The 21,112-nt window shown below is 68.8% G+C and carries 24 protein-coding genes; 8 read left to right on the top strand and 16 right to left on the bottom strand.

Annotated elements, in window-relative coordinates; all coding sequences use genetic code 11:
• Window position 1 precedes the first annotated feature (1 nt).
• Genes H8R02_RS29005 through hydA form a run of 5 tightly spaced genes read right to left on the bottom strand, consistent with a single transcriptional unit; the run spans window position 2 to window position 5,178 of the window.
• The gene (locus H8R02_RS29005; RefSeq protein ID WP_187085351.1) at window positions 2-1,294 is read right to left on the bottom strand and encodes a TRAP transporter large permease; all 1,293 of its coding nucleotides are present in this window, start codon (window positions 1,292-1,294) and stop codon (window positions 2-4) included.
• Window positions 1,291-1,941, bottom strand: a complete 651-nt coding sequence (locus H8R02_RS29000) for a TRAP transporter small permease subunit (RefSeq protein ID WP_354004994.1) — start codon at window positions 1,939-1,941, stop codon at window positions 1,291-1,293. Before H8R02_RS29000 ends, H8R02_RS29005 begins: the two co-directional genes overlap by 4 nt.
• The gene (locus H8R02_RS28995) at window positions 1,938-2,987 is read right to left on the bottom strand and encodes a TRAP transporter substrate-binding protein (RefSeq protein ID WP_187085347.1); all 1,050 of its coding nucleotides are present in this window, start codon (window positions 2,985-2,987) and stop codon (window positions 1,938-1,940) included. The genes H8R02_RS29000 and H8R02_RS28995 overlap by 4 nt, the downstream gene beginning before the upstream one ends.
• Window positions 2,988-3,001: 14 nt before the next feature.
• Window positions 3,002-3,754, bottom strand: coding sequence for an aspartate/glutamate racemase family protein (locus tag H8R02_RS28990; protein ID WP_187085345.1), 753 nt, complete (start codon window positions 3,752-3,754; stop codon window positions 3,002-3,004).
• On the bottom strand, window positions 3,751-5,178 hold the full coding sequence (gene hydA / locus H8R02_RS28985; protein ID WP_187085343.1) for a dihydropyrimidinase: 1,428 nt from the start codon (window positions 5,176-5,178) through the stop codon (window positions 3,751-3,753). The genes H8R02_RS28990 and hydA overlap by 4 nt, the downstream gene beginning before the upstream one ends.
• Window positions 5,179-5,346: 168 nt before the next feature.
• Between hydA and H8R02_RS28980 the strand changes: the two genes are divergently transcribed.
• The 7 genes from H8R02_RS28980 to glxR all read left to right on the top strand — a co-directional run bounded on the left by H8R02_RS28980 (window position 5,347) and on the right by glxR (window position 12,640).
• On the top strand, window positions 5,347-6,069 hold the full coding sequence (locus tag H8R02_RS28980) for a maleate cis-trans isomerase family protein (protein ID WP_187085341.1): 723 nt from the start codon (window positions 5,347-5,349) through the stop codon (window positions 6,067-6,069).
• Between the two features lie 89 nt (window positions 6,070-6,158).
• Complete coding sequence (locus H8R02_RS28975) at window positions 6,159-6,872, top strand: GntR family transcriptional regulator (RefSeq protein WP_187085387.1); 714 nt, start codon at window positions 6,159-6,161, stop codon at window positions 6,870-6,872.
• Between the two features lie 120 nt (window positions 6,873-6,992).
• Complete coding sequence (locus H8R02_RS28970) at window positions 6,993-8,207, top strand: pyridoxal-phosphate-dependent aminotransferase family protein (protein WP_187085339.1); 1,215 nt, start codon at window positions 6,993-6,995, stop codon at window positions 8,205-8,207.
• Window positions 8,208-8,210: 3 nt separating this feature from the next.
• Complete coding sequence (locus H8R02_RS28965) at window positions 8,211-9,143, top strand: LysR family transcriptional regulator (RefSeq protein WP_187085337.1); 933 nt, start codon at window positions 8,211-8,213, stop codon at window positions 9,141-9,143.
• Window positions 9,144-9,201: 58 nt separating this feature from the next.
• The gene (gene gcl / locus H8R02_RS28960; protein ID WP_187085335.1) at window positions 9,202-10,965 is read left to right on the top strand and encodes a glyoxylate carboligase; all 1,764 of its coding nucleotides are present in this window, start codon (window positions 9,202-9,204) and stop codon (window positions 10,963-10,965) included.
• Window positions 10,965-11,732 (top strand): hydroxypyruvate isomerase, encoded by a 768-nt coding sequence (gene hyi, locus H8R02_RS28955; protein WP_187085333.1) that lies wholly within the window; start codon window positions 10,965-10,967, stop codon window positions 11,730-11,732. Before gcl ends, hyi begins: the two co-directional genes overlap by 1 nt.
• Window positions 11,729-12,640 carry a 2-hydroxy-3-oxopropionate reductase gene (gene glxR / locus H8R02_RS28950; RefSeq protein WP_187085331.1) on the top strand — a complete coding sequence of 304 codons (912 nt, stop codon included), beginning with the start codon at window positions 11,729-11,731 and terminating at the stop codon, window positions 12,638-12,640. The genes hyi and glxR overlap by 4 nt, the downstream gene beginning before the upstream one ends.
• Before the next feature lie 3 nt (window positions 12,641-12,643).
• Here glxR and H8R02_RS28945 read toward each other — a convergent pair whose 3' ends face one another.
• Window positions 12,644-12,793 carry a hypothetical protein gene (locus H8R02_RS28945; RefSeq protein ID WP_187085389.1) on the bottom strand — a complete coding sequence of 50 codons (150 nt, stop codon included), beginning with the start codon at window positions 12,791-12,793 and terminating at the stop codon, window positions 12,644-12,646.
• Here H8R02_RS28945 and H8R02_RS28940 point away from each other — a divergent pair.
• A complete protein-coding gene (locus H8R02_RS28940; RefSeq protein ID WP_255429625.1) occupies window positions 12,792-12,956 on the top strand; it encodes a LuxR C-terminal-related transcriptional regulator in 165 nt (54 codons plus the stop codon). The genes H8R02_RS28945 and H8R02_RS28940 overlap by 2 nt on opposite strands.
• 16 nt (window positions 12,957-12,972) lie before the next feature.
• On the opposite strand, the gene H8R02_RS28935 is transcribed toward H8R02_RS28940, so the two are convergent.
• The 10 genes from H8R02_RS28935 to H8R02_RS28890 all read right to left on the bottom strand — a co-directional run bounded on the left by H8R02_RS28935 (window position 12,973) and on the right by H8R02_RS28890 (window position 21,080).
• The gene (locus H8R02_RS28935) at window positions 12,973-13,863 is read right to left on the bottom strand and encodes a hypothetical protein (RefSeq protein WP_187085327.1); all 891 of its coding nucleotides are present in this window, start codon (window positions 13,861-13,863) and stop codon (window positions 12,973-12,975) included.
• A 98-nt stretch (window positions 13,864-13,961) separates the two neighbouring features.
• Entirely contained in the window at window positions 13,962-15,299 is a 1,338-nt protein-coding gene (locus H8R02_RS28930; RefSeq protein ID WP_187085325.1) for an ATP-binding protein, read from the bottom strand.
• A complete protein-coding gene (locus H8R02_RS28925) occupies window positions 15,296-15,967 on the bottom strand; it encodes a response regulator transcription factor (RefSeq protein ID WP_187085323.1) in 672 nt (223 codons plus the stop codon). The genes H8R02_RS28930 and H8R02_RS28925 overlap by 4 nt, the downstream gene beginning before the upstream one ends.
• A 3-nt stretch (window positions 15,968-15,970) precedes the next feature.
• A complete protein-coding gene (locus H8R02_RS28920; RefSeq protein ID WP_187085321.1) occupies window positions 15,971-16,210 on the bottom strand; it encodes a PepSY domain-containing protein in 240 nt (79 codons plus the stop codon).
• Between the two features lie 22 nt (window positions 16,211-16,232).
• Complete coding sequence (locus H8R02_RS28915; RefSeq protein WP_187085319.1) at window positions 16,233-16,814, bottom strand: glycine zipper 2TM domain-containing protein; 582 nt, start codon at window positions 16,812-16,814, stop codon at window positions 16,233-16,235.
• Between the two features lie 97 nt (window positions 16,815-16,911).
• The gene (locus H8R02_RS28910) at window positions 16,912-17,427 is read right to left on the bottom strand and encodes a hypothetical protein (protein WP_187085317.1); all 516 of its coding nucleotides are present in this window, start codon (window positions 17,425-17,427) and stop codon (window positions 16,912-16,914) included.
• Window positions 17,428-17,498: 71 nt separating this feature from the next.
• On the bottom strand, window positions 17,499-18,182 hold the full coding sequence (locus tag H8R02_RS28905) for a B3/B4 domain-containing protein (protein ID WP_187085315.1): 684 nt from the start codon (window positions 18,180-18,182) through the stop codon (window positions 17,499-17,501).
• A 42-nt stretch (window positions 18,183-18,224) separates the two neighbouring features.
• Window positions 18,225-19,016 (bottom strand): helix-turn-helix domain-containing protein, encoded by a 792-nt coding sequence (locus H8R02_RS28900; protein WP_187085313.1) that lies wholly within the window; start codon window positions 19,014-19,016, stop codon window positions 18,225-18,227.
• Complete coding sequence (gene gorA, locus H8R02_RS28895; RefSeq protein ID WP_187085311.1) at window positions 19,013-20,380, bottom strand: glutathione-disulfide reductase; 1,368 nt, start codon at window positions 20,378-20,380, stop codon at window positions 19,013-19,015. The genes H8R02_RS28900 and gorA overlap by 4 nt, the downstream gene beginning before the upstream one ends.
• The gene (locus H8R02_RS28890; protein ID WP_187085310.1) at window positions 20,361-21,080 is read right to left on the bottom strand and encodes an aspartate/glutamate racemase family protein; all 720 of its coding nucleotides are present in this window, start codon (window positions 21,078-21,080) and stop codon (window positions 20,361-20,363) included. The genes gorA and H8R02_RS28890 overlap by 20 nt, the downstream gene beginning before the upstream one ends.
• Window positions 21,081-21,112 lie beyond the last annotated feature (32 nt).

Here is a 21,112-nt window from a genome sequence, read left to right as displayed (position 1 = left end):
CTCACATGTGCGCCGGCAACCACGTCACGAGGGCGGGCACGGCCATCAGCAGCAGCGTGAACAGGATCATGATGATCGCGTAGGGCAGTGCGCCCCAGATCGCGTCCTCGATGCCGCCCTTGTCCGGGCGGATGCCGTGCACCACGAACAGGTTCATGCCCACGGGCGGCGTGATCAGCCCCAGCTCGCACATCAGCACGATGAAGATGCCGAACCAGATCGGGTCCACGCCCAGCGCGGTGGCGATCGGGTAGGTGATCGGGATCGTCGCCACCTGCATCGACAGCACGTCCATGAACATGCCCAGGATCAGGTAGAACACGATCAGCGCGAGGATCAGCCCCGTCGCCGAGAGGCCCAGGCCCGCCACCCACTTCGTCATCGCCTCGGCCACGCCGGTGAGGCTGATGGCGAGGTTGAGGATGAACGCCGCCGTGATGATCAGCAGGATCATGCCGCTCACCCGCGCCGTGGAGATGAAGCAGGTGCGCATCACCTCCCACGTGAACTTGCCCGATTGCCAGACGAAGAACAGCGCCGCCATCACGCCGAGCGCCGCGCTTTCGGTCGCCGTGGCGATGCCGAAATAGAGGCTGCCCATCACGATGCCGAACACCACCAGCGGCGCGATCAGGTAGCTGAGCGTGCGGATGCGCTCGGCCATCGGCACGGCGGGTTCGCGGATGGGGTTGCCGCTGGCCACGTTGGAGATGTAGATCCACAACATGAAGCAGCCCGTGAGCAGCAGCCCGGGGATGATGCCCGCGATGAACAGCTTGCCGATGGAGTTGTTGGTGAGCGAGCCGTACACGATCATGTTGACCGAAGGCGGGATCAGGATGCCCAGCGTGCCGCCGGCCGCGAGCGAGCCGAGCGAGGCGCGCATCGGGTAGCCTCGCTTCTGCAGCGAGGGCAGCGCCACGGTGCCGATCGTCGCCGCGGTGGCCACCGACGACCCGGAGGTCGCGGCGAACAGCGCGCAGCTGCCGATGTTGGTGTGCAGCAGCCCGCCGGGCATGCGCCCGAGCCAGGCCGACAGCGCCACGTACATCCGGTCCGCGATGCCCGAGCGCAGCAGCAGCTCGCCCAGCAGCACGAACAGCGGGATGGAGGTGAGCAGGTTCTCGTTCTGCACGCCCCACACCACCGGCGCGATCGAGTCGAGGAACGGCGTGCCGTAGGCGGCGATGCCGCCGACGATGCCGATCACCGCCATCGAGGTGGCGATCGGCATGCCGACCAGCATCATGGCGAGCATCGCGACGAACGCGAGGGAAATCATGCCGACGTTCATGGCTTCGCTCCTTGCTCCACGGCCTGGCGCTGGGCGAGGTCGTCGAGTTCTTCCTTCAGTTCTTCCTTCGCGCTCTTCGGGTGGAAGTCGCGGTTGAGGACGTCCGTGCGGCCGGTGAGCAGCAGCCCCGTGGCGCGCAACGCATAGCCGCAGGCCACCAGCGCGAAGATCACGAGCCCCGCGTACCACACGCCCTGCGGCCAGATCAGCGGCGTGGCCCACGGCGTCTGCGCGGTGCTGCGGTATTGCAGCGTGTCGGCGATCACCTTGAAGGCCACGACGGAGATGAACACCGAGAACGCGGCGAGCGAGACGATCGCGAACCAGTTCATGAAGGACTGGACTTTCTTCGGCAGCAGCTCATGGAACACGTCCACGCGGATGTGGTTGCGCCCCATCAGCGCCAGGCTGAAGGCGATGGTGGAGCCCACGGCCAGCGCGTAGCCGCCGAGCTCGTCCGCGCCCTGCAGCGAGACGTTGAACACCTTGCGCGAGATCGTCTCCACCGTCACCAGGCATGCGAGCCCGACGAAGATGAGGCCGAACACGGTGGCCAGGGCCGATTCGATGTGGTCCTTCGTGGACACGGCGGGCTTCGCGGCGCTCGCCGCGCCCGCCACGAGGTTGTCGTTCAAGGCGGTGTTCACTTCAGCCCCAGGACCGGTGCGACCGTGGCGTGCCATTTCTGCGAGCAGCTGGCGTTGGACTTGTCGCAAACCTCGGCCCAGGCGGGCAGCGACACCTTGCTGACGGCGCTGCGAACGAGGTCGAGGTCGGCGGGTGTGACCGGCACGTTGACCAGCTTGTACTTCTTGCCGGTGGTGCAAGGGTCCTTGCCGGCGTTGCAGTTCAGCGCGTCCTGGAACAGCTCCTCGGAGTACTTCCAGATCTCCTCGGTCTGCGCTTCGAACGCGGCCTTGAGCTTGGCCTGCTGGTCGGGTTTGAGCGAGTTCCACGCCTTGAGCGTCATCGCATAGCCGTTCAGGGCCATCTGGAAGCCGATGGGCAGCTGGTGCGTCGTCACTTCGGGCCAGCCGGCGGAGTTGGCGGAGCTGGGGCCGGTGATGGCGCAGTCCACCACGCCGAGCGACAGCGACTGGTGCGTGTCGGCGAACGACACCGGCACCGGCGTGCCGCCGACCAGCTCGATGAACTTGGCGAGGTTCTGGTCGTACACGCGCACCTTCATGCCCTTGACGTCGGCCAGTTTGGTGATGGGCTTCTTGCAGAACAGGATCTGCGGCCCGAACGGCCACACACCCAGCAGCTTCACCTGGAACTGCTGCTGCAGGCGCGCGTCGATGGTGTCGAAGTAGGCCTTGGCCACCTTCTTGCCCGTGGCGTAGTCGGGCGAGGCACCCACGAGGTCCAGCCCGAGGATGGTGGGCTCGTCGCGCGAGTTCTGCGAGACGCGCAGCGACACGATGTCGAACAGGCCCGCCTTCATGACGCGCAGCTGCTCGGTGTCCTTCACGCCGAGCGTGTCGATCGGCTTGTAATCGACGTCGATGGGCAGGCCGGTCTTCGCGGCGAAGTTCTCGAAGAAGGGCTGCTCCTTGTTCTTCTGGATGAGGCCCGTGGCCAGCGGCTGGCCGATGGCTTTCATCTTGATGCGGTCCTGCGCGAGCGCGGGCGCGCCTGCGAGGACGGCGGCCGTGACTGCAGCCAGGGTGACTAGGCGGGTGAAGGACATGACGGCTCCTTGTTTCAGGGGTGGTTGTGGAGGGAGAGAAGCTTTTGCATCTCGGGCGCGAGCCCTTGATTCGGTTTGGCGGGCGGTGGCGCGAAACTGCCGGCGCGCGCGCGGCCGGGCTTGAGCGCGACCAGGGTTTCGGCATGGCGCACGGCGCTGGAGACGCCGTCCACCACGGGAACGGGGAGCCGGCCTTCGAGCGAACGCGCGAGGCCGGCGAGCGGGGCGCCGGCGAGCACGATCACGTCGGCGCCGTCTTCCTCGACGGCTCGCTGTGCCAGTGACTGCAATGCATCGGCATGCTCCTGCTGCACGCCGCCGATGGCGGAGATGGGGCGGTCGAGCGCGCGGATGCTGGCGAGGCGGGAGCCGAAGCCGTAGGCTTCCACCACTTCGCGGTACCACGCCTGGATGCGTTGCGAAATCGCGATGATGGAGATGCGGTGGCCCAGCAGGTGCGCGGTGGCGAGCGCTGCCTCCGTCATGCCAGTCACGGGGATTGGCAGGGCTTCGCGCAACCCTGCGAGGCCCGGGTCGCCGAACGCGGCGACGACGAGCGCGTCGAATCGCTCGTGGTGTTCGGCGGCAAGCTGCGCCGCCGCGTACGCGCCGATGAGCGCCTCGAAGCGCGTCTCGATGTACGCGACACCGAAGGGTGCGGTGACCACTTCGACCTGCGTGCCCGGCGATGCGGCGCGCATCGCCTCGTTCGCGATCAGGTCCGACACGCTGCCGGAGATGTTCGGGTTGACGAGGAGAAGCTTCACCCGTGCCTCCGGCGCGGCTGCAGCGTGGGCACGCCGCAGCGCAGGAACTTGCCGCGGCCCGTCTTCGATGTGAAGTTCGTGCCGTCCCAGATGACGTCGCCGCGCGACAGCGTCATCGCGGGCCACGCCTTCACGCGCTGGCCTTCGTACGGCGTGTAGTCGACGTCGTGGTGCAGGTCGGCGTTGCGGATCGTGCGCTCGCCTTCCTGCCAGATCACGAGGTCGGCGTCGGCGCCGACGGCGATCGTGCCCTTGCGCGGATGCAGGCCGTAGGCCTTGGCGGGGTTGGTGGCGGTGAGCTCGACGAACTTGTTGAGCGAGATGCGGCCGCCCAGCACGCCTTCGGAATAGAGCAGCGGCATGCGCGTCTCGATGCCGGGGATTCCGTTCGGGATGTGGCGGAACGGCACCTCCTTGCCCTCGGGCTTCTTGCCTTCGGGCGAATCGAACTTGAAGGGTGCATGGTCGGAGGAGAACACGGTGAACAGGCCGTCGGCCAGGCCGTCCCAGATCACTTCCTGGTTGGCCTTGTCGCGCGGCGGCGGGCTGCACACGCACTTGGCGCCGTGGTAGCTGTCGTCGATGCCGAGGTCTTCGGCGGTGAGGAAGAGGTACTGGGGGCACGTCTCGGCGTAGACCTGCAGGCCGTGGCCGCGTGCCCAGCGGATCTGCTCGACGGCTTCGCGCCCGGAGACGTGCACGATGAGGATGGGCACGTCGACCAGCTGCGACAGCGCGATCGCGCGGTGCGTGGCCTCGCGCTCCACGAGCATCGGCCGCGCGTGCGCGTGGTAGCGCGGCGCGGTGCGGCCCGCGGCTTCGAGCCGCTTCGTCAGCCACTCGATGCAATCGGCGTTCTCGGCGTGGATCATCGCCATGGCGCCGTGCTCGCGCGCGATGTCGAGCACGTCGAGGACCTGGCCATCGTCCAGCTTCAGGTCGTCGTAGGTCATGTAGATCTTGAACGACGTGTAGCCCTCGGCGATGAGCGAGGGGAGTTCCTCCTTCAGCACCGTGGGCGTGGGGTCGCTCACGATCAGGTGGAAGGCGTAGTCCACATGGGCGCGGCCCTCGCTGCGCGAGTGGTAGTCCAGCACGGCGGCGCGCAGCGACTGGCCCTTGGCCTGCGCGGCGAACGGGATGACGGTGGTGGTGCCGCCGCACGCGGCCGAGCGCGTGCCGCTGTCGAAACCGTCGGCCATGCGCACGGGCGGCTCCATGGGCTGGTCGAGGTGGCAGTGCGCGTCGACGCCGCCGGGCGTGACCACGCGGCCGGCGGCGTCGATCTCCTTCGCGCCGGCGCCCAGGCCTTCGCCCAGCTGCACGATGCGGCCGCCGCGGATCCCGATGTCGGCGGGGAAGGTGTCGGCAGCGGTGGCGACAAGGGCGTTGCGCACGACCAGGTCGAATGGGGTGTCTGTCAAGGGGAAACTCCAGGCTTCTACAGAATTGTCGACAACATTGTTGAAGAAAGTTCGATGGAGCAACTATCGACGAGACGCCAAAGTACCACCTTTGGTGTTTACACTGATGTCGACAGTTTTGACAAAATCCTGTGTAATCGTTTCGGCCGCCCGCGCCATACTTGCGCCATGAACCCGATCCGCCTGGGGGTGCTCACCCCTTCCTCCAACACGGCGCTGGAGCCGCTGACGTCGGCCCTGGTGGCCGCGGTGCCCGGCGCGAGCGCGCACTTCTCCCGATTCAGGGTCACCGAGATCGGCCTGTCCGCGCAGGCGCTGGGCCAGTTCGACGACAGCAAGATCCTGGCGGCGGCCGAACTGTTGGCGGACGCGAAGGTCGACGCCATCGGCTGGAGCGGTACCTCGTCGGGCTGGCTGGGCTTCGACGCGGACCTGCGTTTGTGCGAGCGCATCGAGGAGCGCACCGGCATCGTCGCGACGACGGCGGTGCTGGCCCTCAATGAGCTGCTGCGCATCCGTGGCGTCAAGAGGCTGGCGCTGGTCACGCCCTACACGCCCGACGTGCAGCAGCGCATCGTGGCCAACTACGCTTCGATCGGCATCGAAGTGGTGGCCGAGCGGCACCTGGGCATCAGCGTGAACCACGCATTCGCGGGCGTGGAGCCGCGGCAACTGCGTTCGCTGATGGGTGAAGTGGCCGAGGCGAAGCCGCAGGCCATCACCACTTTCTGCACCAACCTGCGCGCCGCGACGCTGGCCGATGAAGTGGAACGTTCGCTCGGGATCCCGCTGCTGGACACGGTGAGCACTACGGTGTGGGGCCTGCTGCGCGCCGCCGGCGCTTCACCCGCGCAGGTCAAAGGCTGGGGGGAGCTGTTCCAATGGTCCTGAACGCCCGCAACGCGCACGACCACGCGCACGAGCACGAGCACTCGCACACCGCCGATAGAATGGCCTCCGTCCGCCGTTCACCTTCCTCCATGCCCGCCAAAGCGCGCAAAGCCGCCGCCGAACCCGCCCCCCGCAACGACCGCGAGAAGAGCGTCGACGAGATCTACGAGCGGATCTACGTCGCCATCCTCGAGCATCGCCTGCACCCCGGCACCAAGCTGGGCGAGGAGCGCATGGCGGAGATCTTCGGCGTGAGCCGCGCGCGCATCCGCGAGGTGCTGGCGCGCCTGGCGCACGAGCAGATCGTGGAGCTGTTCCCGCAGCGCGGCGCCTACGTGGCCAAGCCGACGACCGAACAGGCGCGCGACGTGTTCGAAGCGCGCAGGCTGATCGAGCCCGCGGTGCTCAAGCGGCTGATCGAGACGATCACGCCGGACAAGGTGAACCGGCTGCGCCAGCACACCGAGCTGGAGGCCGACGCGCACCGCCGCAACGACAAGCGTGCGGTCATTCGCCTGTCGGGCGAGTTCCACACGCTGGTGGCGGAGCTCGCGGGCAATTCGGCGCTGGCGCGCAGCATGCGCGAGCTGTGCATGCTCACGTGCCTGACGATCTTTCTCTACGACGCGCCCACGGCGCAGAGCTGCCGGAACGACGAGCACGAGAGGATCGTCGACGCGGTGGCGAAGAAAGACCGCGCCCGCGCCGAGAAGCTGATGCTGGACCACCTGGACCACATCGAGGGCAGCCTGAAGCTGGACAACAGCAACGGCGACGCGGACCTCGAGGCGATCTTCAAGTAGCCGGGCTTGTCATCCCGGGCTCGACCCGGGATCCATGCCCGCGTTTCGACACTTCACCATGGACCCCGGGTCGAGCCCGGGGTGACGCGGTGCCACACCACCCGAGGAGACAAACCACCAATGCTGAACCTGAACTTCCACCCCGCCGGCCGCCACTTCCTGCAGATCCCCGGCCCGTCGCCCGTGCCGGACCGCCTGCTGCGCGCGATGTCGTACCCCACCATCGACCACCGCGGCCCCGAGTTCGGCGCATTGGGCCTGCAGGTGCTCGCGGGCATCCAGCGCATCTTCAAGACGAAGCATCCGGTCGTGATCTACCCGGCGTCCGGGACCGGCGCGTGGGAAGCCGCGCTCGCGAACACGCTCTCGCCCGGCGACTCGGTGCTGATGTACGAGACCGGCCACTTCGCGACACTGTGGAACAAGCTGGCCACGCGCCTCGGGTTGAAGCCCGAGTTCCTCGGGCTGCCCGGCATCGAAGGCTGGCGCCACGGCGTGCAGGCGCCGATGATCGAGGAGCGGTTGAAGGCCGACCGCAACCACACGATCAAGGCGGTCTGTGTCGTGCACAACGAAACCTCCACCGGCGTCACCTCCGACATCGCCGCGGTGCGCCGCGCGATCGACGCGGCGAAGCATCCCGCGCTGCTGCTCGTGGACACGATCTCGGGCCTCGCATGTGCCGACTACCGCCACGACGAGTGGGGCGTGGATGTCACGGTGAGCGGCTCGCAGAAGGGCCTGATGCTGCCGCCCGGCATCAGCTTCAATGCGCTGTCGCCCAAGGCGATCGAGGCGAGCCAGTCGGCAAAGCTGCCGAAGGCCTTCTGGGCCTGGGACGAGATGCTGGAGATGAACCGCACAGGCTATTTCCCGTATACCCCCAATACGAACCTGCTGTACGCGCTGGCCGAAGCCATCGAGATGATCGAGGCCGAAGGACTGGAGAAAGTGTTCACCCGCCACAACCGCCTGGCCGAAGCCTGCCGCCGCGCCGTCAACGCGTGGGGGCTGGAGATCCAGTGCGCGGACCCGGCGGTGTATTCGCCGGTGCTCACGGGCGTGGTCATGCCTGAAGGCGTGGACGCGGACAACGTGCGCCGCATCATCTACCGCTGCTTCAACATGTCGCTCGGCGCCGGCCTTGGCAAGGTGAAGGGCCGCATGTTCCGCATCGGCCACCTCGGCGAGTGCAACGACCTCGCGCTGATGGCCACGCTCTCGGGCTGCGAAATGGGCCTGAACATGGCCGGCGTGAAGCTGCGCGCCAGCGGCACGGCCGCGGCGATGGTGTACCTGCAATCCACCGCGGAGCCGGCCGACCGGCCGCACTGACGCATGGACCGCCTGCATGCGATGGAGGTGTTCGTCCGCGTCGTCGAGACGGGCAGCTTCTCGCAGGCGGCGCGCGAGTTCAACATCACGCAGAGCACGGCCACCAAGCAGGTGGCGGTGCTGGAGGAGCGGCTGAAGGCGCGCCTGCTCAACCGCAACACGCGCGGGGCCAGCCTCACGGAGGCGGGCGCGCTCTTCTACGAAAAGTGCAAGACGATCCTGCGCGAGGTGGAGGAGGCCGATGGCATCGTGCAGACGCGGCAGGCGCAGGCGCAGGGGCTGCTGCGGGTCGGCAGCTCGGTGGCGTTCGGGCGGCGGGTCGTCGTGCCGCTGGTGCTGGAGTTCATGCGGCTGCATCCGCAGCTGCAGGTGGACCTTGTGTTCGAGGACCGCTACACGGACCTCGTGGCGCAGGGGATCGACGTCGCGCTGCGGCTTGGCAAGCTGGCGGATTCGAGCCTGGGTGCACGATATCTCGGCACGAACCCGTGGTTGATGGTGGCGTCACCGGGCTATGTCGCCGCGCACGGCGCGCCGCACAAGCCCGAAGAGCTTTCGCGTCACGCGGCGCTGGTGTACAGCAGCGTGCAGGGCAACGATGTGTGGCGCGTGCAGGGACCGCACGGCACGGCGACCGTCAACGTGTCGGGACGCATGCGGTCGAACAATCTGTCGGCCCTGGTTGCGGCCGCGCGTAACGATCTCGGCATCGCCGCGTTGCCCTGGTACGTGGCGAGCGACTCGCTCGAAACCGGCGCGCTGCAACCGGTGCTGCCCGGCCACAGCCTGCCCGAGCAGGAGATCCACGCCGTGTTCCCCTCGCCCAAGCTCGTGCCCGGCAAGGTGCAGGCTTTCGTCGCCTTCCTTGCGGGGCGCTTCGAGGGCGAATGGTGGAAGTCCATTCCCGCCGCGAATAGCTCATATCGCCCGCGCTGATGTTCCCCTTCGCCGCATGTGCCGCAAGAATCGGTGGCATGCAACAAGGAGCGAACGAATGCCAAGGATGAAGGCCGCGATGGCCGCGGTGCTGGTGATGGAGCGCGAGGGCGTGAGCCAGGCCTTCGGCGTGCCCGGCGCCGCCATCAACCCGCTGTATGCGCAGATGCGCGAACGCGCCACCATCTCGCACGTGCTGGCGCGCCACGTGGAGGCCGCTTCGCACATGGCCGAGGGCTACACGCGCGCGAAGGCGGGCAACATCGGCGTGTGCATCGGCACGTCGGGGCCCGCAGGCACGGACATGATTACCGGGCTGTATTCGGCGAGCGCCGACTCGATCCCGATCCTGTGCATCACGGGGCAGGCACCGCGTGCGCGCCTGCACAAGGAGGATTTCCAGGCGGTGGACATCGCCGCCATCGCCAAACCGGTGACCAAGATGGCCGTCACCGTGATGGAGCCGGCGCAGGTGCCGCGCGTGTTCCAGCAGGCCTTCCACCTGATGCGCTCGGGCCGGCCGGGCCCGGTGCTGATCGACCTGCCGTTCGACGTGCAGATGGCGGAGATCGAGTTCGACATCGAGACGTACGAGCCCTTGCCCGTGTACAAGCCGGCGGCGACGCGCAAGCAAGTGGAGCAGGCGCTGGCGATGCTGAACACCTCCGAGCGTCCTTTGATCGTGGCAGGTGGCGGGATCATCAATGCGGACGCCTCCGACTTGCTGGTGGAGTTCGCAGAGATTGCCGGGCTGCCCGTGATCCCCACGCTCATGGGCTGGGGCGCGATCCCGGACGACCACCGGTTGATGGCCGGCATGGTGGGGCTGCAGACGAGCCACCCGTACGGCAACGCGACGATGCTGGCTTCGGATTTCGTGCTGGGCATCGGAAACCGCTGGGCGAACCGGCACACCGGCTCGCCGGAGGTGTATTGCAAGGGGCGGCGATTCATCCACGTCGACATCGAGCCCACGCAGATCGGCCGCGTGTTCTCGCCGGACATGGGGATCGCATCGGATGCAAAGGCCGCGCTCGAATTGTTCGCCCGGGTCGCGCGCGAGTGGAAGGCTGCCGGCAAGCTGCGCGACTGGTCCGCGTGGGCCGGCGAGTGCGAGGCGCGCAAGCACGACCCGCGCTACAGTCGCCGCAGCGACTTCGACTGCGTGCCGATGAAGCCGCATCGCGTGTACCAGGCACTCAACGAGAGCCTCGGCCGCGACGTGACCTACGTGTCGACGATCGGGCTGTCGCAGATCGCCGCCGCGCAGTTCCTGCACGTTTACGCGCCGCGCCAGTGGATCAACTGCGGGCAGGCCGGGCCCCTGGGCTGGACGATTCCCGCCGCGCTCGGCGTGCGCGCGGCGGACCCGCAGCGCAGGATCGTCGCGATCTCCGGCGACTACGACTTCCAGTTCCTGCTGGAGGAACTGGCCGTCGGTGCGCAGTTCCGCCTGCCCTACCTGCACATCGTGGTGAACAACAGCTACCTCGGCCTGATCCGCCAGGCGCAGCGCAACTTCGGCATGGACTACTGCGTGCAGCTCGCGTTCGAGAACATGAACGTGCCGGAGGGCGAGGCCTCGCGCAGCTATGGCGTCGACCATGTGAAGGTGGTCGAGGGCCTCGGCTGCAAGGCGTTGCGCGTGCAACGGCCTGAGGAGCTGGCACCCGCGTTGCGCACGGCCGCGGCGTGGATGGCCGAATACGAAGTGCCCGTGGTGGTGGAGGTGATGCTCGAACGCGTGACCAACATCGCCATGGGCACGGAGATCGATGCCGTGCACGAGTTCGAGCCGATGGCCGAAGCGGAGGTGCAGTGATGCCGCGCTTTGCCGCCAACCTGACGATGCTGTTCAACGAGGTGCCGTTCCTCGAGCGTTTCGAGCGTGCCGCGCGTGCGGGCTTAGCGGCCGTGGAGTTCCTCTTCCCGTACGAGCACGAGCCGGAGGTGATCCGCGAACTGCTCGACCAGCACGGGCTGCAGCTCGTGCTGCACAACCTGCCCGCGGGCGACTGGGCGCGAGGTGACCGTGGCATCGCCTGCGACCCGCGCCGCGAGGACGAGTTCCGCGACGGCGTCGCGCGTGCGATCCGCTATGCGCTGGCGCTCGGCGTGCCGCAGCTCAACTGCCTGTGCGGCAAGACGCCTGCCGGAACGAGTGCGGAGTTGTCCCACCGCACGCTGGTGAACAACCTTCGCTTTGCCGCGCGCCAGCTGGACGAAGTGGGCGTGAAGCTGCTCGTCGAGCCGATCAACACGTTCGACATCCCCGGCTTCTCGCTCTCGACCACCGCGCAGGCCATCGCGCTCATCGACGAAGTGGCGAACCCCAACCTGTACCTGCAGTTCGACATCTACCACGCGCAGCGCATGGAAGGCGAGCTGGCGAACAGGCTGCAGCAACTGCTGCCGCGGATCGCGCACGTGCAGCTGGCGGACAACCCCGGCCGGGGCGAACCCGGCACGGGCGAGATCAACTACCCCTTCCTCTTCGCGCACCTCGACCGCATCGGCTACGCCGGCTGGGTCGGCTGCGAATACAAGCCGACCCGGCAGACGGAACTCACCCTGGAGTGGCGCGCATGAATCTCGGTTTCATCGGCCTGGGCATCATGGGCACGCCCATGTGCCGGCACCTCATCGACGCGGGCCACCAGCTCTTCGTGTACGTGCGCGGCAAGGTGCCGGCAGCCATCGCGGACACGTCGGCCACGCAGTGCACCAGCCCACGCGGCGTGGCCGAACGTGCGGACATCATCTTCCTGATGCTGCCCGACACGCCGGACGTCGAGAAGGTGCTGTTCGACGAACGCGGCGTGGCGGCGGGGCTGGGGAAGGGCAAGGTCGTGGTGGACATGAGCTCCATCTCGCCCGTGGCCACCAAGGCGTTCGCGCAGCGCATCCGAGACACCGGCGCGGACTACCTCGATGCGCCCGTGTCCGGCGGCGAGGTGGGTGCGCGCAATGCCACGCTCTCGATCATGGTTGGTGGGGAGCCGGCCGTGTTCGAACGCGTGAAGCCGCTTTTCGAGAAGATGGGCCGCAACATCACGCTCGTCGGCGGCAACGGCGACGGACAGACGGCGAAGGTGGCCAACCAGATCATCGTGGCGCTGAACATCGAGGCCGTGGCCGAGGCGCTGGTCTTCGCGGCCCGCGCGGGCGCCGACCCCGCACGCGTGCGAGAGGCGCTGCTCGGCGGCTTCGCGGCGTCGCGTGTGCTGGAGGTGCATGGCGAGCGCATGGTCAAGCGCACGTTCGAGCCGGGGTTCCGCATCCAGCTGCACCAGAAGGACCTGGGCCTGGCGCTCGCTGCGGCGCGGCAACTCGGCGTGTCGCTGCCCAACACCGCCACCGCTCAGGAGCTGTTCAACGCCTGCGCCGCCCAGGGCGGCGCCGGGTGGGATCACTCGGCGATGGTGAGGGCACTGGAGCGGCTCGCGAACTTCGAGATCGGGCGCGCAGCCATGGATCCCGGGTCGAGCCCGGGATGACGGTCAGCCCGCCAGCACGCGCAGCTGGTGCAGCGTGTCGTCCCAGTCGACGTGCTCGTCGGTCCGCTGCCGCAGGAACTTGCGGATCGCTTCGTGCTTCTCGATCGCGATGTCCGCGATCCGGTCCGAGCCCTTCAACAAGGAGATCGGCATGCGCCTTGGCCTGGCCGAAATCACGGTCAAGACGCACCTCACGGCCATCTTCCGCCTGCTGGGCGTCGTCAACCGCACGCAGGCGGTGGTGGCCATCCGCAGGCTCGGCATCGAGTACGGCGCGGGTGGTGAGGGCGCCGCTCCCCCGCTGAGCGCCCACTGAAGCGCGGCGCGGCCCTTCAGGCCGCGTGCTCGCCCTTCTCGCCGGCCAGGCGCAGGCCGGCCTCCTGGAAGCGGATGCGATACAGCCAGCTGCGCGATCCTCCGACGGGCTGGCTGTCGGCCTGGTGCACGCTCAGCCACGGCGCCGCCTTCACGAGCACGTACTGGCGCGTGCCATCGCGCATCTGGGTGCCCATGAGCCGCCCCGGGATGCCCTCCACGCCGATCGTTACCTGCGTGCCGGGCCGCAGCTTCGCGAGTTCGCCGAACGTGGGCAGGCGCGCGGAGACGAGCCTCACCTGCAGCCCGGCACGCCACACCAGGCGCCACACCGCTCCCCACTTGCGGTCGTCCACGCTCTCGGCACCGAGCTCGCGCAGTGCGGCCTCCTGGCCGGGGGCGTCGCGCAGCGTCAACCAGAGTTCATCGGCGCGGATGCGCGACTCCAGGAACATGGCGGGGCAACCATGGACCAGCACGGAGTCGCCGGCCCGCAGCCCCGCCGCCTGCTCGCGCAGCAGCGGGGCTGCGGGCGGCGTGCCGACCTGCAGCTGGGCCCGGTCGTAGTCGAAGCAATAGGTGAAGTCGCCGCCGCCCGCGGGTTCATGGTGGCGGCTGGCACCGGCCAGCACGGCGTTGGGGCCGGCGACGACGATCACCGTCTCGCGCCCGTCGACCCGGCCCGCCTGGCTGAACATGGCGGGTTGGCCCATCACCGTGACGTGCGTGCCCCAGGTGCAGCGCTTGAGTTCCTCGAAGCTCGGCGCGAGCGCCTCGTCATCGCCGGACCGCACACCCGTGGACGGCACGCGGAACACCAGTTGCGCCGGCGGCGGCGTCCCTGCCGCGATGACGCCGTGGGCGGCGGGATCGTGGGGTGCCGTGGGTGCGAATGCTGCCGGTTGCATGTTGCGTCCTCCTTGGGGCCGTTGCGCAAATCTAGGCCCGCGCAACGCGGAGGGCAGCTATACCGACGGCAGCGCCGCCGCGGGTGCAGACCTTGGCCTCAGGCCGGCAGCACGACCTCGACGCGCGCGCCGCGCAGGCCCGGCGACGTGCCGAGCCTGAGCTCGCCATCGTGGCTGGCGACGATCTCGTTCACCGACGCGAGCCCCACGCCGTGCCCCGGCACGCGCTCGTCGCCGCGTACGTGGATCCGAAGCACCGACTGCGTGTCGCTGAACCCCGGGCCGTCGTCGTCCACGCTCAGGTGCAGGCGCGCACCTTCGCGCCAGGCGCGCACCTCGACGCGCCCGTGCGCCCACTTGCCGGCGTTGTCCATCAGGTTGCCGGCGATCTCCATCAGGTCGCCTTCGTCGATGCGGAACGCGAGGTCGGGGGCTGCGTCCACCGTGAACTCGACACCGCGTTGCGCGTGCACCTTGGTGAGCGCATCGCGCAGGCGATGCAGCACGGGCGCGATCGCGATCGGCGGGGCGAACTTCGAGGTACCGCCCGCCGCCGCGCGCGCGAGCTGGTGCTGCACGATGTCGTCCATTCGCGCGACCTGCTGGCGCACTTCGTCGGGCAGGCGCTGCGGCTCGCCGAGGGCGTTGCGCAGCACCGCCAGCGGCGTCTTCAGGCTGTGCGCGAGGAAACTCAGCGCCTCGCGGTAGCGGGCCTGCCGCACGCGCTCCTGCGCAATGAGCGTGTTCAGGTTGTCCGTGAGCCCGGAGATCTCGTTCGGGTAGCGGCCCTCGACCTTCGACTGCTCGCCGCTTTCGATGCGCGCCACCTCGCCGGAGATGCGCCGCAGCGGCGCGAGCCCCCACTGCAGCAGCAGCGTCTGGGCGAGCAGCAGCAGCACGCTCGCGCTGCCCAGCCACGCCCACAGCGTGTGCGCGAACGTCGCGATCTCGCGGTCGAACTCGGCGCTGTCCTCCATCACCGTCAACGCGAGCGGCGCAGGTGTCGAGCCCGCGGCCCAGTTCACCGAGTAGCTCACCGACAGATAGTTGCGCCCGCGGGCCTGCACCTCCTCGTTGCGCCATTCGCCGCGCGCGGGCGGCGCGTCCTGCGGGAAGGGTGGATCGACGCCGACGCTGGAGCCGGAGCGCCAGTCCTCGTTGCGGCGGATGTTGCGGATGCGTGCATAGAGGCCCGACGCCGGCAGCGACAGCCGCGGCTCGGAGAACTCCGCGGGCATCACGAGCGAGCCCTGGTCGTCGAGCTCGGCCTTCGCGAGCAGCAGGTACACCGTGGCTTGCAAGCGGCCGAAGTGGACGGCGCGCACGCTGTCGGTATGGGCACGCTGCACGGCGGCGCCGGCCGCGGCGATGAAGGCCACCAGCACCAGCGCGGCGCCGAAGAAGAGGCGGGCGCGGATGCTGTAGCCGGAGCTCATCCCAAAGTGAAACGGTAGCCGCGCCCGCGCACGGTTTCGATCGGCGTGAGCTTGCCCTCGGGGTCGAGCTTGCGGCGCAGCCGGCCGATCAGCACTTCCAGCACGTTGCTGTCGCGGTCGTCGCCATGGGGGTAGAGGTAGTCGGAGAGCTCCTGCTTGGCGACCACCGACTCGCGGTGGCGCACGAGGTATTCGAGCAGGCGGTACTCGAAAGTGGTGAGCTCCAGCGGCTCGCCGTCGAGCTGCACCTTTTGCGCTGAGAAATCGATCGCCACCGGCCCCAGCGTGAGCACGTCGCTCGCCGCCTTCAGCGAGCGCCGCAGCAGTGCCTTCACGCGTGCCGCGAGCTCGGGGTACTCGAAGGGCTTGACGAGGTAATCGTCCGCGCCGGCTTCAAGGCCCGCCACTTTGTCCTGCCAGCTGCTGCGCGCGGTGAGGATCAGGAGCGGCATCGTGCGCCCTTCGGCGCGCAGCCGCTGCACGATCGTGAGGCCGTTCACTTTCGGCAGGCCGAGGTCCACGATCGCGAGGTCGAACGGGTATTCCTGCGCGAGGAAGAGGCCCTCCGCGCCGTCGCCCGCCTGGTCGACTCGGTAGCCTTCGGCCTCGAGCTGCCGCGCCAGGCCCTGGCGCAGCGCGGCATCGTCCTCGATGAGAAGAAGGCGCATCGCCTAGCGGACTTGCCCGGTGGCGACGTCGACCAGCACGACCCGCACGTCGCCGCGCGACGTGACGACCTTCACGCGCCACACCGCCCGCCCGCCCATGTCGGCACGGTCCACGGACAGCACGCGCCCGCCCGTCTCGCGCTGGGCCACTGCCGCGGCGTCGTCGCGGCTGACGTTGGCCAGCGCGGCGCCGGTGGCAAGCGCCAGCGCGGCGGCGAGGACGAGGGACGGGAGGCTTTTCACTGCAGTGCTTCCTTCGCGCGGATCAGCGGCGATAGTACTCCGGCTCCGGCGTCACGGAGACGCGCACCGGGATGGTGTTGCCGGGCTGCTCGCGCATCACGGTCGTGTACGCGTTGCCGTTGTAGATGTAGGTCACGCGGTAGCCGTTGGTGCGCTGCTGCGTATCCATGACGGTGCGGCAGGTGCGCACTTCGCGCTGCTCGTACGTGGCGGGCGCGGTGGTCGTCGCGCTGTTGCGGTTCGCGATGCTGTTGCCGGCCAGCGCGCCGACCACGGCGCCGGCAGCGGTCGCGGCTTCCCTGCCGTGGCCCTTGCCGACCTGGTTGCCCACGATGGCACCGGCCACGCCGCCGATGATGGCGCCACCGACGTTGGTGCCGCCTTGCTGCACGGTGGCCGGCTGCTGCTGCGTCACCCACTGGCTGCCGCATTCCTCGCGCGGAACCTGCACGGTCTCGTACTGCGGCTCGACGTGCTGCACGCGGGCGCGGTCGACGAAGCTGTTGGGCGCCGGCTGCACGAGCGGCTGCATCTGCACCGGGGCCTGGGCCTGGGCGGCGATGCCGGCGGTGGCGAGAAGGGCGATGAGGAAGGTTTCTTTCATGGAGGTTTCTCCTTGGGGCTGTGTTGTGCCTGAAGTATGCGCGCCGTGGATGAACACAAGCTGAACGCGGCCCGGGGGCCGCGCCGGCCCGTGTGCACTAGTACCGGCGATCGCCGTCGTAGTAGCCGTAGCGCTCGCCCCAGTGGCGGCCCACCACGTCGAAGCTCCAGGTTTCGCGGGTGGCGTTGCCGGCGCGGTCGCGCACCACGAGTTCGGCGAAGTGGCGGCCCGGGGCAAGGTCTTCGCGATAGCGCACCTCGTTGCCCTCGATGCGGGCGCGGTACGTCACGTCGCGGCCGTCCACGCGCAGCGTCACGTTGCGGTAGTCGATGCCGCTGCCCCAGTCGTGGAAGCGGGCGGAGATGTGCGTGCGGCCGCGGTCCCACACTCGGGAGCCGTTGTCCGGCGTCACGTCGGTGATGCGCGGTGCGCGGTTGTCCTGGCGGTGGCCGCGCCAGTAGTGGTTGTCCTCCACGGCGACCACGGCCGGCGCGGGCGTGGGGTAGACGTACTGGAACTGCTGGGCATGCGCCGGGCGTGCGGCGATGACGGCCGCGGCCAGCGGTGCAAGCAGCAGGACGGCGCCGAAGCGGTTGCGGACAGTGGCTTTCATTGCGTTCACCTCGTTGGTGGGTTGATGGTGAGTGCAGTTTGCAAGCCCACCCATGAACGCAAGCTGAATGGCTACGGCTCGAATTCGAACCGCGGCGCGGCCGGTGAGAGCAACGCGGTTTTCGTGACTTTCAGCACCCTGCAGAGCGCGTCGACGAGGCGGCTCAGGTCTTCGGCCGCGGTGTCGTGCATCGCTTCGGCCACGATCATCACGTCCCGCGTTTCCTTGCGCACCGCCGAATACGCGCTCTGGCGATGCGTCCAGCGCCGCGCGTGCGCGCGATTCGATTCGTCGACGAAGATCGTCTCGCCGGGATCGGGGTGTTCGGTCTCGCCGGAGAACGCGTCGTACACCTCGTCGCCCTTCGCGTGGCACACGGTGATGCCGCCGATGATGCGCGACGTGTCGAGCACGCCGATCGGGATGGCGAACGCCAGCGAGACGGCGTTGCACAGGTCGATCAGCGGGTGAATCGCGGGCAGCGAGCCTTCCTTGCGGAAGCGCCGCAGCAGCGACTCGGACGCGCAGCGGTATTGCGTCGGCTTCAGCCCCATGCGCGAGAACGCGCGGCGCCACGCCTGCACTTCGGGCAGTTCGCCTTCGGGTGTGTTCGCGAGCCGCTTGTTCGCGATGGCCTCGAATGCGGCGACGCTGGCTCGCACGTCGGCATCGGGCGTGATGTCGCCGACGTGCAGCATGCCTGCGACGAGGCTCGGGTGTTCCTGCCAGACGACTGGGGTGTGGATGAAGTACATGCGTCCCAGTTTCTGCGCGTCGACAGCGGCGCGTCTTGAACGCTATTGCAGTCGCCACGCGCCCGGCGTGAAGCCGAAGTGGCGCACGAACACGCGCGTCATGTGGCTCTGGTCGGCGAAGCCGCTCGCGGCGGCCGCCTGTGCGAGTGTCGCGCCGCGGCGGATGAGCGAGCGGGCACGCTCGGCGCGTTGCTGCTGCAGCCAAGCGTGCGGCGGCAGGCCGTAGGCGCGCTGGAATCGGCGCAGCACCTGGAAGCGGCTGAGGCCGGCGACGGCGGCCAGTTGCGAGAGGCTCGGTGTCGCGAGCAGGTCGTCGGCAAGAAAGTCGCGCACGGCCGCGACGCAGGCCTGCGCTTCGCGCGGCGGCGGCACGGCTGCGTGGCGCGTCACGAGTTGCGCGAGCGTCTCTACAAGTGCTTCGTCGCAGGCGAGCGTGCCTTCGCCATGGCGGCGTTGCGTGAGCCTTTGCAGCAACCGCAGCAGCGCCGCCCGCAGCTGCGGGTCCGAAATCACCGGCCGGGTGACCGCGACCTCGCGCCCGCCCGCGACGTCCGCGAAAGCATCGCGCGCAAAGTAGAGGCTGCGCCAGCGCCGCACCGGCCCGCCCTGCGGCCTGCCGTCGTGGACTTCACCGGGGTTGGCGCACAGCAGGTCGCCGGGCTGCGCTTCGACGATGCCGCGCCCGCTCGCCGACCGCTGCGCCCCCGCATCGAGCACGCCGAGCACATAGTCCGAATGCCAATGCCGCCCGTAGTGGCGGCCGCTCTCCGTCTCCACCGCGTAGACCCCCGCCCATGGCGAGCCGATCACGCGGCAGCGATGCAGCGGGTTCATGCGACGACCGGCTCGCGCATCGTCACGAATTCTTCCGCGGCGGTCGGGTGGATGCCCACCGTGGAATCGAAAACCGCCTTGGTCGCGCCCGCCTTCATGGCGACCGCGAAGCCCTGCACGACCTCGCCCGCATCGGCGCCCACCATGTGCAGGCCGACGACGCGGTCGGACTTCGCGTCCACCACGAGCTTCATCAGCGTGCGCTCGCCGCTGCCGGACAGCGTGTGCATCAGCGGCTTGAACTCGCTGCGGAAAACCTTGACCTCACCGAACTTCTCGCGCGCCTGCGCCTCCGTGAAGCCGACGGTGCCGATGTTCGGGTGCGTGAACACCGCGGTGGGGATGAACTCGTAGCCGAGCGTGCGCCTGCCTTCGCCGAACAGGTGGTCGACGATCACCATCGCCTCGCCCAGCGCGACGGGCGTGAGCTGCACGCGCGCGATGACGTCCCCGGCGGCGTACACCGAGGCCACCGAGCTGCGATACGCGTCGTCGACCTTCACCGCGCCGTCCTTGCCTTGCGCGACGCCGACCGCCTCCAGCCCCAGGCCGGCGACGTTCGGCACGCGGCCGGTGGCGTAGAGCACCGTGCCGGCTTCCACCGTGCTGCCGTCGATGAGCTTTACCAGCAGGGCGCCGTCGGCCTTCTCGATGGAGGCCACGTCGAGCTTCGTGCGCAGGTCCACGCCCTGCTTGCGCATCTCCTGCGCCACGTGCTGCCGCACGTCGTCGTCGAAGCCGCGCAGCACCTGCTCGCCGCGATAGAGCTGCGTCACGCGCGCGCCCAGCCCGTTGAAGATCGAAGCGAACTCGCACGCGATATAGCCACCGCCCACCACGAGCAGGCGTTTCGGGAACGGTTCCAGGTCGAACATGCTGTCGGATGTCAGCACGAACTCGCTGCCCGGAAACTGCGGCACGCTCGGCCGCCCGCCGGTGGCCACGAGGATGTGTTTCGCAGTGAAGCGCTCTTCGCCGGTGGCCGTGCTCACCTGCACCGTGTGGGCATCGCACAGCGTCGCCCAGCCGGTGAGGATGCGCACGCCCGCGCTCACCAGCAGGTTCTGGTACACGCCATTGAGCCGCTGGATTTCCGCCGCGCGGTTCGCCTTGAGCACGTCCCAGTCGAAGCGCGTCTCGCCGACGTGCCAGCCGAAGCCGGCGGCATCCCGGAAGTCGTCCGCGAAGTGCGCCGCGTAGCTGTAAAGCTTCTTGGGGATGCAGCCGACGTTCACGCACGTGCCCCCAAGGTCTGCGGCTTCCGCCAGCGCCACGCGCGCGCCGCGCTGCGCCGCCATGCGCGCCGCGCGCACGCCGGCGCTGCCGCCGCCGATCACGAACAGGTCAAGGTCGAATGAAGCCATCGCCGCTCTCCAGTCCTGCGGCATGCCTCAGGGCGGCACGCGCGAGCAGTCGAGTGGAGTCTAGCGTCGGCAGCGGCGAGTTGCGCTCGTCGATCACCAATGGGATTTCGGTGCACCCGAGAATCACCGCGTCGCAACCCTGCGCGGCCAGGTTCGTGATAACGCGCTGCAGGTACGCCACGCACGCCGGCGTGAAGCGGTCGTTGACGAGTTCTTCCATGATGTAGCGGCCGACCTCGGCGCGCTCCTCGTCGGGGGGCTTCACGCATGCGAGGCCGCGCGCGGCGAGGGCCCGGGGGTACACATCGCTGTCCACGAGCCAGCGCGTGCCGGTCAGGCCCAGCCGCCTGAACCCGCGCGATGCAGCTTCGGCGGCCACGACTTCCGCGATGTGCAGCCACGGCAGCGGCGAACGCGGTTGCACGTGGTCGAAGGCCTGGTGGATCGTGTTGTCGGGGCAGATGAGGAAATCCGCGCCGGCCGCGGCGAGCCTGTGCGCGGACGCGAGCATGAGGTCACCCACACCCTCCATGTCGCCGCGTTCGAGGCACGCAACGTATTGCGCAAGAGACGGCGTATGCATCGACACCTCGGGGTGCGCGTACGCGTGCCCGAGCACCTGCGGCCCCTCGACACAGATGGTGCGATAGCAAAGCGCCGCGCCCTCCGCGGAGCAGCCCACGATACCGATGTGCTTCATATGTGCGTTATACGATAACGCTAGAATCCGCG

The sequence above is a fragment of the Ramlibacter albus genome (assembly GCF_014297445.1).
Classification (GTDB): domain Bacteria; phylum Pseudomonadota; class Gammaproteobacteria; order Burkholderiales; family Burkholderiaceae_C; genus Ramlibacter; species Ramlibacter albus.
The sequence above is the reverse complement of the archived record's forward strand: the minus strand, read 5'-3'. Positions and strand labels throughout refer to the sequence as shown.